Below are 17079 nucleotides of genomic sequence, written 5' to 3' on the forward strand. Positions count from 1 at the left end.
TCCCAACAATCTGTATTTTATTCATAGCCTGCGTTATTTGCAGGCTTTTTTATTCTGTTAATCTGTTGGTTATTGACCTTTGCTATGGTTTAATTAGGGCTTATGCATCGCACTCGCTCATATCTAATAAACGGTGATTTTAATCAGGTTGTCAGCCCGCTTGATCGCGGCTTTGCTTATGGCGATGGCGTTTTTCGTACTATGCTGATGCAAAATGGATTGCTGGAATGCTGGCCTTTACACTACCAAAAGTTGGTGGCAGATTGTGCTGCCATTGGCATCGTTTGTCCAAGCGCAGAACTGTTAATGAGCGATCTGCAGCAACTGATATCAAAACAAGAACTTACGGAAAATTTGACCAGTGTTATTAAGATTATTATTACTCGGGGTGAGGGAGACCGTGGTTATGCGGCCCCTGCGATAACAAACCCAACAAGAGTGGTTTTAAATACGCCAATGCGTCGTTATTCGGAAGGCAATTTAACAAACGGTGTCAATTTGCATATTTGTAAAACTAGGCTAGCGACGCAAACAAGACTTGCTGGTATTAAACATTTGAATCGTCTTGAAAACGTCATGGCACGCATGGAATGGCAGGATGAGAATATTTTTGATGGCGTAATATTAGATCAACACGAGAATGCAATTGAATGCACCATGAGCAATATTTTCGCGCGATTTGATCGTAAATTAATTACTCCAGACTTAAGTGATTGTGGAGTTGCAGGAGTCACGCGGCAGCGTATTATGGGTTTAGCTTCAACATTAAATTTAACCGTTGAGGTTCAAGCATTGCAAATTAAGAAATTGCTTCTGGCAGATGAAGTGATTATTTGCAATAGTTTATATGGTGCATTCCAAGTAAAAAAAATAGGCGAAAGAAAAATGCCGCAACAAACATTAGCAAACACGATTAGAACTCTACTTAAGTCATGATTAAGCGTATCAAAAAGTGGCTACTGCTGAGTATTTTCACCATTTTAATATTGGGCGCATGGTTAGCTTACTATGCGACATCTTCACTAAAGCTACTGCCTGATAGCCAAGAGATTAGCATTCAGCCAAAAAGTGGGCTTAAAGGTATTGCCAATCAATTGGTAGCGCAAGGCGTATTAATTGAACCTTGGCGGTTTATTATCTTGGCAAAGTTACTCAATAAAGAAAAAAATCTCCAGGCAGGTAATTACACATTAAATCGAAATGTTACGCCCTATCAATTATTACTTTCGCTCAATCATGGCAAAGCAACACAAGGCAGTGCGACCTTCATTGAGGGGCGTACATTTGCACAAATGCGTGACAGGCTAGAGAAAAATGATGCTGTAAAACAATCGATTGCAGTGTTATCTGAATCTGAAATATTAAAACTAATGGGGTCGGAATATACAATAGCAGAAGGTTTATTTTTCCCCGACACTTATTATTTCGATCGCAATACCGTCGATACAGTGATTCTGCAGCGCAGTTATGATGCCATGCAAAACAAATTGAAAGCCGCATGGGATAGTCGTGAAGCTGGCTTGCCCTATAAAAATGCTTATCAAGCGTTAATTATGGCTTCGATTGTGGAAAAAGAAACAGGTAAAGCAAGCGAGAGGCCGATGATTGCAGGTGTATTTATAAATAGATTGCGCATTGGAATGCGTCTACAAACTGACCCAACCGTTATTTACGGCATGGGGGCGCAGTATAAAGGTAATATTCGTAAAAACGATTTATTAGCCGACACTCCTTATAACACATACACAAGAAGCGGCTTGCCCCCAACTCCTATTGCGATGCCTGGCTTGGCTTCTATTGAGGCTGCGCTGCATCCAGCAAAAACAAAAGCCTTGTATTTTGTTGGCAAAGGCGATGGCAGCCATGTCTTTTCTACTAATCTCGCTGACCATAACCGCGCGGTAGTTAAATATCAATTAAAACGATAGGTTTTAGTAGTTAGGCAGATAAATTAATAAATGCAGACTCAAATTAATTGCAATATAGAACAAAGAAAATGATCAAACCAAAATTCATTACATTAGAAGGCATGGATGGCGCGGGGAAAAGCACGCATATTGCGAATATAATTGCTATTTTACAATCACGCGGACATGAAGTTGTTTCAACTCGAGAACCGGGTGGTACTGGATTAGGTGAACGTTTGCGTGAGATTTTGCTGCATGAAAATATGCATGCCGAAACAGAAACACTGCTTATGTTTGCTGCGAGGCGCGAACATATTGCAACTGTGATTCAACCGGCATTGGCAAGAGGCGCTTATGTACTGTCTGACCGCTTTACTGATGCAACTTATGCTTACCAAAGTGGCGCAAAAGGGGTTTCAATAAAAAAAATAGAATTATTGGAGCAGTGGGTGCAAGGTGATTTGCAACCAGATGCTACACTTTTATTCGATGTGCCAGTAGAGGTGAGTTTGGCAAGGCTTGCAGGTGCGCGAGCACCAGATAAATTTGAGCGCGAAAATGCTGATTTTTTTAATAAAATTAGAAGGGCTTATTTGCAACGAGCTAAAGATAATCCCGCTAGATTTAGTGTTATTGATGCCAATAGATCACTTGCTGAAGTTACAGTGTCCATTGAGAATATTCTCTCAACACTATGAATAAATTAAAGATTAAATTAATGACAAATTTATCCGCTCTCTACCCATGGCAAACTTCAGTTTGGCAGTTGGTAAACCAAGATGATAAGCGTAGAGCACATGCTTTATTGTTGCATGGTCGTGCAGGAATTGGTAAGTATGATTTCGCTCGGCATTTTAGCCAATCACTTTTATGCACAAATAAAAGTGAACTCGGTCATGCATGCGGCACTTGTTCTAGCTGTAATTGGTTTACTGAAGACAGTCATCCTGATTTTCGTTTGCTTAGTCCTGAGCAAGAATCCGAAACGGATGAAGAGGGTTCATCTGCAAAAAAAACTAAGAAAAAAACACAAATTTCAGTCGCACAGATACGTGAATTAAGTGACTTTTTAGGCCTATCAAGTCATCGTAGCGAAGGCTCGCGAATTATTCTGATACACCCCGCAGAAGCCCTAAATCAAGCCTCTGCGAATGCGTTGTTAAAGATGCTAGAAGAGCCCGCAGAAGGTGTGATTTTTATCTTAGTAGCCCATCAATTACAACGTTTGTTGCCAACCATTCTCAGTCGTTGTCAAAAAGTGACCATGCCAATTCCAGGTGAGAAACAAGCGTTGGCGTGGCTTAACGAGCAGGGCGTATCAAATGCAAAAGCGCAGTTGGCCTATTTAGAGGGTTCGCCAATAAAGGTTTTCACCGAGCAATTTCAGTTTACTCAACTTACTGAAATCTGGCGGATGTTAGCGCTTGGAAGCAAACTTCAGCCACATATTGCCGCACCTGCGTTCATCGCAGGCTCGGTAGAATCTGGGGTGATTGCCTTGCAGAAATGGATCTATGATATTGTGGCGCTGCATTTGACGCAAAAAATACGCTATCATGCTACGCAAACAACGGCTTTGCAAGTACTTGCAGACAAGGTAAACTTGAGTAGATTATTTCAGTTACAAAAAAACATTGAGGCGCTGCGTAAATTAGCCCTGCACCCATTGAATCACGAGTTGCAAATGGAAACTTTGTTGTTGGAATATACAAAGATTTTTCAACCTAATTAACAGGTTAATTAATAATGCTGAACTTGAATTGGTAGAGATAAATTATGGCTGAGAACCTTGCGGATAGTATTACAAGTACGCCAAAACCAGGTGTATTGTCACTTGCAATTAAAGAGAAAGTGGCGCTGTATGCGGCTTATATGCCGTATCTTAAAGGAGGTGGTTTATTCATTCCAACCAGTAAAACTTTCAGAATTGGTGAAGAAGTTTTTATGCTGCTGAGTCTTATCGACGACCCAATGAAATTAAAAGTGGTCGGACATGTGGTTTGGGTTACGCCGACGGCACAAGCAGGCCGACCTCAGGGGGTAGGGGTGCAGTTTAGCGATAAAGATGGTGGCTTAGAAGCAAAGAATAAAATTGAAAATTTACTTGGAAGCGCACTGAAATCTTCTCGTCCAACCAATACAATGTGATTTTAACGGCCTGATATGCTTGTAGATTCACATTGTCATCTTAATTTTCCCGAATTGTTTAACAACCTGCCTGACATAAAACAGGCAATGCAGAATAATGGAGTAGGGTATGCTTTATGCATTTCCGTCACCCTGCCAGATTTCCCACAAGTATTAGCTTTGGCTGAAACGAATGAAAATTTCTTTTCCTCGGTAGGTGTGCATCCCGATTATGAGAATATTGAAGAGCCAAGCCTTGAGACCTTACTAAAGCTTGCTGATCACCCTAAAGTAGTCGCGATTGGCGAAACTGGATTAGATTACTTTAGACTTACAGGTAATTTGGAATGGCAACGCACTCGCTTTCGTACGCACATTCGCGCAGCAATAGCCTCTGGCAAGCCTTTGATAATTCATACGCGTAATGCAGCCGAAGATACTTTGCGTATTATGCGTGAAGAAAATGCACATAACATTGGTGGTGTGATGCACTGTTTTACTGAGGATTTAGAAGTTGCCTTACAAGCGATTGAACTAGGCTTTTATATTTCATTCTCTGGAATTGTGACCTTTAAAAATGCACAGTCAATTAAAAATGTTGCCAAGCAAATCCCGTTGAATCGATTATTAGTGGAAACTGACTCTCCTTATCTTGCACCCTTGCCGTATCGCGGTAAAACCAATCAGCCAGCCTATGTTAAACACGTAGCAGAAGAAATTGCACATTTACGCGGTATTTCTTTTGAAGAGGTATCAGAAGCCACAACGGCTAATTTTTTTCGTTTATTTAGTCTCGCAGAAAAATTGCGTGCTTAATCTTTTTATTTGGGTTTGTATTGAATGCAATTAACAATGCTGGGCGTCGGTTCTAGTGCAGGTACACCGATGCTCGGTTGTGATTGTCAGACTTGCACATCGCACGATCCTCGCAATAATAGAACACGTTGCTCCAGTGTAATTCAGTTAAATAATGGTAAAACCCTACTAATCGATACTGGTCCCGACCTGCGTCAGCAGGCATTGCGGGAGGGTCTCACTCGTATAGATGCCGTGTTATACACCCATACGCACGCCGACCATTTACATGGTATTGATGACTTGCGTGTTTTTTGTCAGTTGCAGCGCAGTCAAATACCTCTATATGGTAGTCCTGAAACGATTGCACACATCTCGCAAAAATTTGCTTATACCTTACGCGAACCAAGTAATTTTTGGGACTTGCCTGTACTTAAAGGCATTTCAATCGATGCGCCATTTGAGTTGTTTGAACAAAAAATTATTCCCATCCCACTCAAACACGGTATTAGCGACATCTACGGCTATAGAATTGGTAATATAGCCTATCTTACGGATGTATCAAACATTCCTGATAGCTCGTTAATGCTATTGCAGGGCGTAAAAATATTGCTACTTGATTGCCTTCGATACGAAAAACATTACACTCATATTAATTTTCAACAAAGTCTGCACTATGCGAAGCAAATAAATGCCGAAGCGACTTACTTAATCCATATGACGCATGAATTGGAATTTTCACAATTAAGTGATCAACTGCCTCAAAACATTTTTGTTGGATACGATGGATTAAAATTGTCACTGTAAATACCAGTATTGAAAAAGTAATTGAATGAATAATTATTCGATAAGTACGTCAGCTAAAAGCGTTCTTGTGCGTTATATAGCCGTTATCTTAATTGTTAAAAGATATAGTGATATATGTAACGAATTAAAATAATAATGAGATAATCAGAGATTAAAATAGGAGATTTTTACATGCAGTTAAATTTGAATAATTCAGCAGTCAAAATGTGCTTTTGTGTAGTTGCTGCAGTACTTTTTACATTCGGTGCAACAGCCGTTACAGCCGCTTCCGTGAGTAAAAAGTATACAGAAGATCAGTTTTTAAACACATTCAGCGGAAAAACAAAAAAAATAGTAACCGAGAAATTAGGTGCACCTTTTAAAAAGGAGTTATCAGTTAAGCCTGCTGGTGCAACTGGTTTCTTAGGAAAAGTAGGTGCAGATGAGAAAAATTCTAAACGTGTTAATGTTGAAATGTGGTATTACAAAAATATAGTTAACTATGATCCAAAACACACCTATAAAGAAACTGAAATTACCTTTGTCAATGATAAGGTGATGAATATTGCTTTTTTCAACAATCGATAAATTCTCTTAAAAGTTTATAAGAGCAGAATTAAGCCAGTAATTATTCTGGCTTAATTAAAGTGGAAATTACTTCGTATAATGTATATTATGTAAAATAATATATTACAGCAATGTTTTTACTGGTGCATAAGTAAGACGATGCACAGGCGAAACACCATGTAGTTGTAACATCGCTAAATGATAAGCGGTTGGATATCCTTTATGCTTAGCAAAGCCATATTGTGGATATAACTTGTCTAAGTGATATAACTCAGCATCTCTCGCAACTTTGGCTAATATGGAAGCAGCTGATATTGCCTGGATTTTACTATCCCCTTTAATGATGGCCTCACAAGCGATGTCAATACTCGGACACTTATTACCATCTACTAGCACTAAGCAAGGCGCAATGGAGAACTGAACTTGTAGCGATTCAATGGCACGCTTCATAGCCAACAAACTAGCCTGCAAAATATTAATTTCGTCAATTTCTTGAACACTGCAACTCTCAACTGACCAGGCAAGTGCGTGCTTTTTTATTTCAACACTTAATAAGTCACGTTTTTTTTCAGAGAGCTTTTTAGAATCAGCTAAACCAAGTATAGGATTCTCAGGATTTAATATAACCGCTGCTGCATAGACTGCGCCTGCTAATGGACCACGTCCTGCTTCATCCACACCACAAATTAGCTGCATAGTTTTATATGTTGTAAATATTATTTTAGCTGTGCGAAAATTGCTTCGGCAGCTTTTTCAGCAGTGTTTTGTCTTAAAATTTGATGAATTCTAGTAAATTCAGTTTTAATCTTAGCGATATTTTTTGTGTCACTCATCAATTTTAACGAAGCATCAGCAAGTTTTTCAGGTGTTGAATCGTCTTGTAAGAGTTCTGGCACTATAAATTGCTCAGCCAATATATTTGGCAAACCTACATATGGTTGTAAACGCATGCGCTTCAGTATTTGCCAGCTCAAGTTAGACATTCGATAGGTAATTACCATCGGTTTTTTTAACAAGGCAGCCTCAAGAGTCGCTGTGCCTGAGGCTACAATTACCAAGTCAGCCGCTTCCATTGCATCATGCGAGTGTCCGAATAGTATTTGGATTGGCAGGCTCTCTTGTTCATGAAAAATCGCCAATTCAAAGATCTGGCGTGTTTCCCGTGTAATTAAAGGGACAAGAAACAAGGTATTCGGAATCATTGCATTAATAAGTTTAGCCGTTTGCACAAAAAGTTCTGCATGTTGTTTAACTTCACCTTGGCGGCTACCAGGCAGCATCGCTATGACAGTTGCACCAGCGCTAATTTTTAAGCGGTCACGTGCAGCAGTCGTGTTAGGCTCAATTGGCAACATGTCGGCTAACGGATGACCAACATAGGTGACAGGGACACCTGCATTTCGATATAAATCAGGCTCGAATGGAAATAATGCCAGCATGTGTGAAACGGCATGTTTAATTTTTTTGATTCGGTTTTTACGCCAAGCCCAAACAGACGGACTTACATAATGGATGGTCTTGATGCCTTTGTTTTTTAATTTTTTCTCTAACCAAAAATTAAAATCAGGGGCGTCAATACCAATGAATAAATCGATGCGATTGCTTAAGAAATGCTTTAGCAATTGCCGTCTGAGCTTAAGTAGGCTGAACAGGTGTTTGATAACTTCTATATAGCCACGTACCGATAAGTGCTCGATGGGGAAAAGTGAATGTGCGCCCTCACCTATCATTTTTGGACCTGCAATCCCTACAAATTCTATATCAGAGTTTTTTGACTTTAATGCTTGGATGAGGAGACTACCAAGCAAATCTCCTGAAGCTTCTCCAGCGACGATACCTATTCTAATCATGTGGCAACCTAACGAACGATGCCGCGTGTCGAAATATTCAAAAAGTCGGTAAGTAATCCGATTTCAGGGCTTGTTGCTTGCATGGCTGCAAGTTCAATCTTGGCTTCTTCCAGGGTAAGGCCATTTCGATACAAGGCTTTATAGGCGCGTTTAATTTGTAAGATGCTATCTGCACTAAAACCACGACGCTTTAAACCCTCAGCATTGATGCCATGCGGTTTTGCATCGTAACCAGAAGCCGTTATGTATGGTGGGATATCTTTAAAAACTACAGAGCCTACGGCGGTAATCACATGCGAGCCGACTTTACAAAATTGGTGTATGAGTGTGAAGCCGCCTAAAATTGCAAAATCGTCAATATCTACATGACCCGCCAACGATGAATTATTGGCAAAAATTGTGTGGTTGCCTATTTGGCAATCGTGCGCAATATGCACATAAGCCATAATCCAATTTTCATTGCCTATTTTAGTCGTGCCTTTATCTTGCACTGTGCCGCGGTTAAAGGTGCAAAATTCACGTATGGTATTGTTATCGCCGATTTCCAGCAATGTAGGTTCGTTTTTGTATTTTTTATCTTGTGGCGCTTCACCAAGAGAGGAATATTGAAATATTTGGTTGTGTTTACCGATGATAGTTGGCCCATTAACTATGACATGGCCAGCAATGCGAGTTCCAGCGTCAATTTTGACATTGGCACCTATAATGGAATAAGGACCGATTTCTACACTTGAATCTAGTTCGGCTGAGGCATCTATAATTGCCGTTGGATGAATTTTTACAGCAGACATTACTTAGTTCACTTTTTTTCAATATTTTTTAAGATACACATCATCTGAGCTTCTGCGACCACGGTGCCGTCTACACTTGCTATGCCAGAGTATTTCCAAATTCCTTTTAAAATGCGATCGATTTTGACATTCAGTATGATTTGGTCGCCTGGCGAAACTGGCTTTTTAAAACGCGCGCTATCTATACCAGCAAAATAATAAACGGAGTCATCGCTGGGTTTTACTCCCATGGTCTTAAATGACAGTATTGCTGCAGCTTGTGCCATGGCCTCTACAATTAACACTCCTGGCATCACTGGGTGATAAGGAAAATGACCCGGGAAAAAGGGTTCATTAATCGTCACATTTTTTAAGGCGGTGATTTCTTTACCTAGCTCCATTGTAATAACACGGTCTATCAGCACAAACGGATACCGATGAGGAAGATGTTCAAGTATTTCATGGATGTCCATGCTGGTAGAATCTGTGTTTGTCGTCATGTTTTTCTCAGCTCATTTCTATAGTTTCACTATATTGTTTTATAGTTTTCACTTGTTGGATTTTAACAGAGCTATTTCTTTTTCAAGTTGTTTAATTTTAGCCGAAAGGTCATCTAAATGGCGAATTTTTGCGGCGGTATTAAGCCATGCTTTATGCGTTTGAAAAGGCATAAGCGCGGTGTAGGTATCTGCAGTAGGCAATGAACGTGTAATCATGCTACCAGGTGAAATAGTCACGTTATCTGCTATTTCCAAATGCCCCAATATCATTGCAGCCCCCCCTATTTTGCAATGCTTACCTATTTTTGCGCTACCTGCGATCCCCGTGCATCCTGCAATCACAGTGTGGGCTCCAATAATGCAGTTATGGCCGATTTGAATGAGATTATCGAGTTTAACGCCCTCTTCTATTATCGTATCATCTAATGCGCCACGATCGACTGTAGTATTCGCGCCTATGTCAACATTATCATCAATGATTACACGACCTACTTGCGGAATTTTTAGCCATTTATCAGATTCTTCTGCATAGCCAAACCCATCGGAACCAATAACAGCACCTGAAAATATGTGACAATTTCTACCCACATAACAATGGTGTTTAATGGTGACATGTGGCTCTAATCGGGTGTTGTCAGCAATATTCACATCATTTTCAATAATGCAGCCACTTCCTATATTAACGTGTTCCCCCAGTACAACATTTGCACCGACAAAAGCTAATGGTGCAATGCTGCAAGATTCAGGAATGCTTGCAGTAGGATCAACGACCGCGCTTGATGCAACTCCCAAAGGATATTCTGAAATAGGATTTAAGAGTGTGGAGAGCTTGGCGAAATATGCATACGGATTATCTACCAAGATTCTAGGTAAGTTGGTTAAGCTGGAATCTTTTTCTCTTAACACAACGGCACTGGCTTGACATGAAGCAAGTGCTTTTTGGTATTTGGCGTCATTAATAAAACAAATGTCGCCAACACTAGCCTTGCTTAGCGATGCAACTCTTGCTATTGAAGTTGACTCATCACCAACTATGCGGCCGCCTAATGTCTTGGCAATATCGCTAAGTGAGTATCGCTTACCCATTAAGTGGACTCTGAAATAAACGATTAAAAGTTCAGGTGAATTATTTTTTACCTAGGGATTTTAATACTTTGTCAGTTATATCGATTTTATCAGCAGCGTAAGCGACTCCACTATACATCACCAAATCATAATTTTCTGCTTTAGCAACCGACTGGACGGCTTTGTTAATGCGATCTTGTAAGCTACCAAGTTCTTCATTTTTACGTAGATTAATATCTTCACGAAGTTCACGTTGTTTACGTTGAAACTCTGTTTTAATATTTTGCACATCACGTTCTTTACTGCGTCGCTCTGCTTCTGTAATAGTCAATCCATCTTTATCAAGTGCCGTTTCTAAGTCTTTGATTTGCTTTGCTAGACGATCAAGTTCTTGTGAGCGAGGACTAAACTCTTTTTCAAGTTTTTTACCGCTTTCCGCGGTTTGTGGTGCTTCTTGCAGAATTTTATCAACTTGTACGTAACCTACCTTTAAATCTACCGCATAGGCATTGATAGTCAACATCATAAAACTTGATAATACTAATTTTTTCAACAAATTACTCACTTAAAACCTCCTAAAACAACTACATTTCTATTCGCACATTATGCCACAAGACGAAAGTAATATTTTTATGACCTACCATAAAATTTACAGCTAAAAATCAACTGGTTAACGATTTAACGTTAAATCAGTCTAGAACTTTGTTTTATTAAGCTAGAACTGAGAGCCCAATTGGAATTGCAAATTCTGGGTGTTATCACCCGTTTTGCTATTGAGTGGTTTTGCGTAAACCAGTTTTAAAGGGCCAAATGGTGAAAGCCAGCTAACCCCTACACCTGTTGAATAACGCAAATCACTCAAACTGTAACCCGATTCACTGCCCCAAACATTACCGCCATCAACAAACGCACTGAGTCTAAATTGTTTTGAATCTTTCAAGCCTGGAATAGGAAAAAATAATTCAGCGTTGCCGAGCATACGTTTGGTACCGCCAACAGCGTAATCTTGACCCGTAATCGGATCGATATCCCTAGGCCCTAATGAGCCATTATCGTAGCCGCGAACGGAGTTTACACCACCCATAAAATAGTTTTTGAAGAACGGATATTTTTTATTGCCATACGTGTCCGCATACCCAATTTCACCATTCAGCATAAAGGTAAAGTCTTTATAAACGTTCTTGAACCAAGCTTGCTTGTAGTCAATCTTATAATAATTTAAGTCTAATATCGGCAGCGCAACTTCTCCGCTTAGTTTTTGCAACACGCCATTCGTTGTGAACATGATGCTATCCCGCGTGTCGTGTGCCCAACCCGCGGACGCAACTACGGAATTACTAGTACAACCAGTCGTATTACCACAGAATCTTTGATACTGTGTCGGACTTTGTGAATTCAAATCAACTTTTGTAAAGTCGGCCGCTAAGCCAAAGTTGATGCCATCACGCTCGTTGAGCGGCACGCCGAATCTTATTCCACCACCGTAAGAAGAACTATTGTACGAAGCAACGTTGAGTGAACTGGTATTAACGTCACGACGATAAACGTCGAAGCCACGACTGACACCGTCTGGCGTGAAATAAGGGTCAGTAAACGAGAGTGAATACGTGGTATTTACTTTACCAGTGTTTACTTGTGCGCTAACACGATTGCCAGTACCTAAGAAGTTGTTTTGATTCACGGTAATACCAAATACCACGCCCTCATTACTCGATAAGCCCGCACCGAATTGAATGCTACCCGTTGATTTTTCAGTGACACTAATATTTAAGTCCACTTGGTCGGTTGTGCCGGGCACACCAGGAGTTTCAATATTCACATCAGAAAAGAAGTCTGTACGAACAATACGTTCTTTAGAACGATTAATCTTATTCGAAGCATACCATGCTGATTCTAATTGACGCACTTCGCGGCGCACCACTTCATCACGTGTTCTGCTATTGCCAGCAATATTGATGCGTCTGATATAGACTCGTTTACCTGGATCGACAAAAAAGGTAAAAGCAGCCGTATGTTGCTCTTTATTCACTTCTGGTACTGGATTCACATTTGAAAAAGCATAACCATCGTTACTCAAGCGATCACTTATCGCCTTGCTTGATTGGGTTATTTTATCGCGGCTAAACGTATCACCTTTTTTAATCGTGATCAGTTGTTGCAATTCTTCATCTGGCACAATGGTTTCGCCAGCTATTTTAACTTCAGAAATCGAATATTTCTCACCCTCAGTCACATTTACCGTGATGTAAATATCTTTCTTGTCTGGCGAAATTGAAACTTGCGTTGAATCAATATTAAATTCAAGGTAACCCTGATTTAAGTAAAAAGATCGCAATGTTTCAAGGTCAGCATTTAATTTTTGTTTTGAATATTGATCGTCTTTATTCCACCAACTCATCCAATTGGGCGTGGTGAGTAAAAATTCTGCACGTAAATCATCCGTTGAAAATGTTTGGTTACCGACGATATTGATGCTACGGATTTTAGATACTGCACCCTCTTCAATGTCAAAGCGCACTGCAACTCGATTTCGCTCAAGTGGTGAAACGACAGCTTTTACCGTTGCGCCATATTTACCTTGAGATAGATATTGCCGTTTGATTTCCTGTTCGGCCTTATCTAATTGTGATTTGTCGAATATTTGTCCTTCTGCGATGCCGATTTGCTTGAGACCATCTTTCATTTTATCGGTTGGGAATGATTTGTTGCCGCTGAAATCAATTTGCGCGATTGACGACCGTTCTTGCACGGTGACTACTAATACGCCATTTTCCGCCTCTATGCGAACGTCTTTAAAGAACCCGGTGTTGTAAAGCGATTTAATCGCTTGCGATGCGAGCTCGTCGTTCATTGTCTCGCCCACTTTTACTGGCAGATAAGTAAATACCGTACCAGCTTCTGTTCGCTGTATACCTTCAACACGGATGTCCTTAACAACAAAGGGTTCAAGTGCTAATGCAGAATTTGCAAATAAGCCAGAAATTAATAGCAGTAAGGATTTTTGTTTAAAATTCATTAAGGGTTGATCATTTTTTTTTGAGTTTTTAAAATTAATTATCGCCATGCAGTCAGCCTGTTATCAATCGATTGATATCGTTATAAAACGCCAAGATCATCATAAAACCTAGCAAAGTAAACCCAATTTTCTGACCGATTATCATAACCGATTCGGAAGTAGGTTTACCCGTGAAAATTTCAATCATATAATACATCAAATGACCGCCATCTAACACTGGTATAGGCAAGAGATTTAATATACCAATACTAATGCTAATGATCGCTAAAAATCCAATAAACACCTTAAATCCCATGCTAGCACTTTGCCCAGCATAACTTGCAATAGTTACGGGACCACTAATGCTTTTAATCGAGACTTGACCTGTCAGCATCTTTCCAAGCATTTTTAGGGTAAATATTGAGTTATCCCAAGTTTTCTCTGTGGCTTTAATTAACGCTTCTAAAACAGAATAATGGGTAGTAACAAGAAATTTATCAATCACCCCTGAATCTTGTTTAAATGATGCACCAATGCGCCCTATTTTTTCATCATTTTCTAACACTTGCTCTGGGGTCAATTTTATCTGGATTTCAGTTTCTTCACGCTCAACAATCACCTCAAGCGCAACTTTTGGATTTTTTCGAACTTGTTGAATGAAATCATCACTACTCTTTATCTTGATGGCATTTATACTAAGCAACAAATCGTTAGTTTTTAAACCCGCCAAATCAGCAGGGCTATTTTTAATAACGGTATCGATGCGCGCGGGAATATTTGGCTGAAATACTGTGATGCCTAAGCTATTCAAAAGGTCTTTATTGTTACTGACTGCATGAATGTTACCTATATTTAGCGAATGGATTTGGGGTTTTTGATGGCTGTTCAGCACCTCAACTTCTACCTTATTGTTTTTTAATGATTCTTTCAACAATATCCAACTGACCTCTTGCCAGGAGGCAACAGAATTACCATTGATTTTTTGAATGCTATCACCAGCTACAAGACTGGCTTCAGCCGCAGGGCTATGCTCAGCGACCTTGCCAACTATGGGTTTTATGCCAACGACCCCCATCATGAACAATAGCCAATACAGTAACATGGCAAGCAATAAATTGGCCACTGGGCCTGCAATGACAATGGCAATACGCTTGAAAACAGATTGCCGATTAAAAGCACGCTTTAACTCTGTTTCTGTATAGGAAGGTGCATTCGACTCGTCAGAAAATTCGCGTTCGTCGAGCATTTTTACATAGCCCCCCAAAGGGATTGCGGCAATAACTAATTCAGTATTATCAATACCAAACCGTTTTACCCAAAGAGGCTTGCCAAAACCGATGGAAAACTTTAACACCTTCACACCGCACCATTTAGCTACTTGAAAATGCCCATACTCATGGATTGTGACCAGCAAGCCTAAGGTGAAAATAAATGAGAAAACAGTCAACATAAAGCACTGACCCTTAGTTTTGCGTCTTTTCTTGCTTGCTCGTCAATGATTTCCAATTGATGAATCGACTCAACTTGTTCAATTTTGGCTGAACTTAACACGGTCTCAATAATTTGCGGAATGTTCATAAAGCCGATTTTCTCTGCCAAAAAAGCTCCAACGGCCACTTCATTCGCTGCGTTTAAAATAGCAGGGGCAGTACCGCCTATATTCAATGCATCATAAGCAATCCTCAGGCACGGAAAGCGTTCTAGGTCAGGAGCGCAAAAATCTAATCTTGCAATTTTAAGTAAATCTAAGCTGCTGACACCACTTGCCAGCCGAGTTGGATAACCAAGCCCATAGGCGATGGGGGTTCGCATATCAGGATTGCCAAGTTGTGCCAACACGCTCCCATCAATATATTCAACCATAGAATGGATGATGCTTTGTGGGTGAACAATCACATCAATCTGCTTAGGAAGCGCATTAAATAACCAGTGCGCTTCGATAACTTCTAAGCCTTTATTCATCATGGTGGCTGAGTCGATGGTGATTTTAGGCCCCATTACCCAATTGGGATGATTGAGCGCTTGTGCTCGTGTTACAGTATTAAGTTCTTGCAAACTGGCATTACGAAAAGGTCCACCAGATGCCGTTAACAACACGCGTCTAACTCCCATGTCACTCAGTTGACGGCTGCGCTGTTGTGGCATTACTTGAAATATCGCATTATGTTCACTGTCTATAGGTAGTAGAGTGGCGCCACCTTCAATAACCGCTTGCATAAACAAATTACCCGCTAACACTAGCGTTTCTTTATTTGCCAGAAGAATGCGTTTACCTGCTTTTGCCGCTGCCATGGCTGGCTGTAAACCAGCCGCCCCAACAATAGCCGCCATCACAATATCCACTTGTTCATGAGCGGCTATTTTATTCAGGGCATCTACCCCTTGTAAAACAATCGTGTCTGATCCAGTTGTTTTAAGCTTATAACGTAATTCATCTGATGCGGCTTCTTGTAGCATGACCGCATATTTAGGCGCATGCTTCATACACAAATCAAACAAGCTTTTAACATTATCGTTGGCTGATAAAGCAAAGACGCTAAAACGATCAGAGTGCTGTGCAATAACGTCTAAAGTTTGTGTGCCAATGGTGCCAGTAGCACCCAATATAGTTACGCTTTGTGGCTGGTGGCCAGATGATTTATCGGCCATGTAATTGCAGGCTTGAAAAAAGTGGAAAGTAAATATAAAACAGCACTAATGGTAACGTAGAAATTAAACCGTCAATTCTATCTAAAACGCCGCCATGGCCTGGTAGTAGATGGCTACTATCTTTTACACCCGCTTGGCGTTTGAGTAGCGATTCAAACAAATCTCCCATCACACTAAGTATTACTATAAGCCACAATCCGACAATAATCCAATGACTGTAAAATAAATAATGGTTGAGCAATAATCCATATAGGGTTGCTGCTAATATCGCACCTGCAACGCCCTCCCATGTTTTACCTGGGCTGATCTCAGGAGCTAGTTTGTGACGACCGAACTTTTTCCCAGCAAAATAGGCGGCGCTGTCGGCTAACCACACTGTACCCAATATACCTAATAGCATCCACGGACTAATATTGTGCAAGCCATCGAGGGCCACCCAGGTAGCGAGCAAAAGCAACAACCCTAATGCAGATAATATAAATTTGTGATTAATCTTTTTTCTAGTAATCAGCCAAATCGGTGAAAGAACAACCCAAAATATAGTTGAAATGCCGAGAAGTGCGAATATCCATTCATCAATATAAAGACTAAGTGGAAGTGTGATGGCTAATTTGGATGCAAAAGTTATTGTCAATCCAACAACCAATGCACTTGAAACAGCGAAGTACATTTGATGTTTATTTAGCTTAATGAGGTTAGACCATTCCCAGACGGCGAGTATGGTTGCCGCCAGAGTAATTAAACTCCACACCAAATCACTGGCTGTAAATAAAGCCGCAGTAAAGCCAATAAAAAGTACGATAGCGGTAATAATTCTAGTTTTAAGCATGATTTATAGAATGATTTATTAAAATTATTGGTTTGAAATAGGGAATCTTTAAAGTATGGCTAAGCTTTAGCTTCAGTGAGCTGTTCGCTCGTTCGACCAAAGCGTCGTTCGCGCTTTTGATAGGACTGAATGGCCAGCTTAAAAGCCTCTTCATTGAAATCTGGCCACAAGGTATCGGTAAAATATAATTCCGTGTAAGCAAGTTGCCATAGCAAAAAGTTACTAATCCGTTTTTCTCC

19 protein-coding genes are annotated in these 17079 nt (G+C 40.2%); 8 read left to right on the top strand and 11 right to left on the bottom strand.

Annotated elements, in window-relative coordinates; translation table 11 throughout:
• Positions 1-102: 102 nt before the first annotated feature.
• From pabC to HOO90_RS11540, 8 genes are all read left to right on the top strand, one after another.
• Entirely contained in the window at positions 103-936 is an 834-nt protein-coding gene (gene pabC / locus HOO90_RS11505) for an aminodeoxychorismate lyase (protein ID WP_292843201.1), read from the top strand.
• On the top strand, positions 933-1928 hold the full coding sequence (mltG, locus tag HOO90_RS11510) for an endolytic transglycosylase MltG (RefSeq protein ID WP_292843203.1): 996 nt from the start codon (positions 933-935) through the stop codon (positions 1926-1928). The genes pabC and mltG overlap by 4 nt, the downstream gene beginning before the upstream one ends.
• Before the next feature lie 71 nt (positions 1929-1999).
• Positions 2000-2605 (top strand): dTMP kinase, encoded by a 606-nt coding sequence (gene tmk, locus HOO90_RS11515; RefSeq protein ID WP_292843236.1) that lies wholly within the window; start codon positions 2000-2002, stop codon positions 2603-2605.
• Between the two features lie 20 nt (positions 2606-2625).
• A complete protein-coding gene (gene holB, locus HOO90_RS11520; protein WP_292843205.1) occupies positions 2626-3639 on the top strand; it encodes a DNA polymerase III subunit delta' in 1014 nt (337 codons plus the stop codon).
• A 44-nt stretch (positions 3640-3683) separates the two neighbouring features.
• Positions 3684-4055: a PilZ domain-containing protein gene (locus tag HOO90_RS11525; RefSeq protein WP_292843207.1), complete on the top strand. Its 372-nt coding sequence runs from the start codon at positions 3684-3686 to the stop codon at positions 4053-4055.
• 15 nt (positions 4056-4070) lie between these two features.
• Positions 4071-4850 (top strand): TatD family hydrolase, encoded by a 780-nt coding sequence (locus HOO90_RS11530; protein ID WP_292843209.1) that lies wholly within the window; start codon positions 4071-4073, stop codon positions 4848-4850.
• A gap of 24 nt (positions 4851-4874) precedes the next feature.
• Positions 4875-5636 (top strand): MBL fold metallo-hydrolase, encoded by a 762-nt coding sequence (locus tag HOO90_RS11535; protein WP_292843211.1) that lies wholly within the window; start codon positions 4875-4877, stop codon positions 5634-5636.
• Between the two features lie 171 nt (positions 5637-5807).
• Entirely contained in the window at positions 5808-6203 is a 396-nt protein-coding gene (locus HOO90_RS11540) for a hypothetical protein (RefSeq protein WP_292843213.1), read from the top strand.
• A gap of 102 nt (positions 6204-6305) precedes the next feature.
• Here the strand turns inward: HOO90_RS11540 and rnhB are convergent, their stop codons facing one another.
• From rnhB to HOO90_RS11595, 11 genes are all read right to left on the bottom strand, one after another.
• Complete coding sequence (rnhB, locus tag HOO90_RS11545; protein ID WP_292843215.1) at positions 6306-6878, bottom strand: ribonuclease HII; 573 nt, start codon at positions 6876-6878, stop codon at positions 6306-6308.
• A 20-nt stretch (positions 6879-6898) separates the two neighbouring features.
• A complete protein-coding gene (gene lpxB, locus HOO90_RS11550) occupies positions 6899-8032 on the bottom strand; it encodes a lipid-A-disaccharide synthase (RefSeq protein ID WP_292843217.1) in 1134 nt (377 codons plus the stop codon).
• Positions 8033-8040: 8 nt separating this feature from the next.
• On the bottom strand, positions 8041-8823 hold the full coding sequence (lpxA, locus tag HOO90_RS11555) for an acyl-ACP--UDP-N-acetylglucosamine O-acyltransferase (protein WP_292843219.1): 783 nt from the start codon (positions 8821-8823) through the stop codon (positions 8041-8043).
• 8 nt (positions 8824-8831) lie between these two features.
• Positions 8832-9302, bottom strand: coding sequence for a 3-hydroxyacyl-ACP dehydratase FabZ (fabZ, locus tag HOO90_RS11560; RefSeq protein WP_292843221.1), 471 nt, complete (start codon positions 9300-9302; stop codon positions 8832-8834).
• 48 nt (positions 9303-9350) lie between these two features.
• Positions 9351-10388, bottom strand: a complete 1038-nt coding sequence (gene lpxD / locus HOO90_RS11565; protein ID WP_292843223.1) for a UDP-3-O-(3-hydroxymyristoyl)glucosamine N-acyltransferase — start codon at positions 10386-10388, stop codon at positions 9351-9353.
• Positions 10389-10428: 40 nt separating this feature from the next.
• Positions 10429-10932: an OmpH family outer membrane protein gene (locus tag HOO90_RS11570; RefSeq protein WP_292843225.1), complete on the bottom strand. Its 504-nt coding sequence runs from the start codon at positions 10930-10932 to the stop codon at positions 10429-10431.
• Positions 10933-11082: 150 nt separating this feature from the next.
• Positions 11083-13383 (bottom strand): outer membrane protein assembly factor BamA, encoded by a 2301-nt coding sequence (bamA, locus tag HOO90_RS11575; RefSeq protein ID WP_292843227.1) that lies wholly within the window; start codon positions 13381-13383, stop codon positions 11083-11085.
• Positions 13384-13435: 52 nt separating this feature from the next.
• Positions 13436-14812 carry an RIP metalloprotease RseP gene (gene rseP / locus HOO90_RS11580; protein ID WP_292843229.1) on the bottom strand — a complete coding sequence of 459 codons (1377 nt, stop codon included), beginning with the start codon at positions 14810-14812 and terminating at the stop codon, positions 13436-13438.
• Complete coding sequence (gene ispC / locus HOO90_RS11585) at positions 14806-16011, bottom strand: 1-deoxy-D-xylulose-5-phosphate reductoisomerase (protein WP_292843230.1); 1206 nt, start codon at positions 16009-16011, stop codon at positions 14806-14808. Before ispC ends, rseP begins: the two co-directional genes overlap by 7 nt.
• Positions 16001-16840, bottom strand: a complete 840-nt coding sequence (locus HOO90_RS11590) for a phosphatidate cytidylyltransferase (RefSeq protein ID WP_292843232.1) — start codon at positions 16838-16840, stop codon at positions 16001-16003. The genes ispC and HOO90_RS11590 overlap by 11 nt, the downstream gene beginning before the upstream one ends.
• A 59-nt stretch (positions 16841-16899) precedes the next feature.
• On the bottom strand, positions 16900-17079 hold a 180-nt coding region (locus HOO90_RS11595; RefSeq protein WP_292843234.1), incomplete at its 5' end, for an undecaprenyl diphosphate synthase family protein.

It is taken from the genome of Methylotenera sp., from assembly GCF_013141425.1.
Lineage (GTDB): Bacteria > Pseudomonadota > Gammaproteobacteria > Burkholderiales > Methylophilaceae > Methylotenera.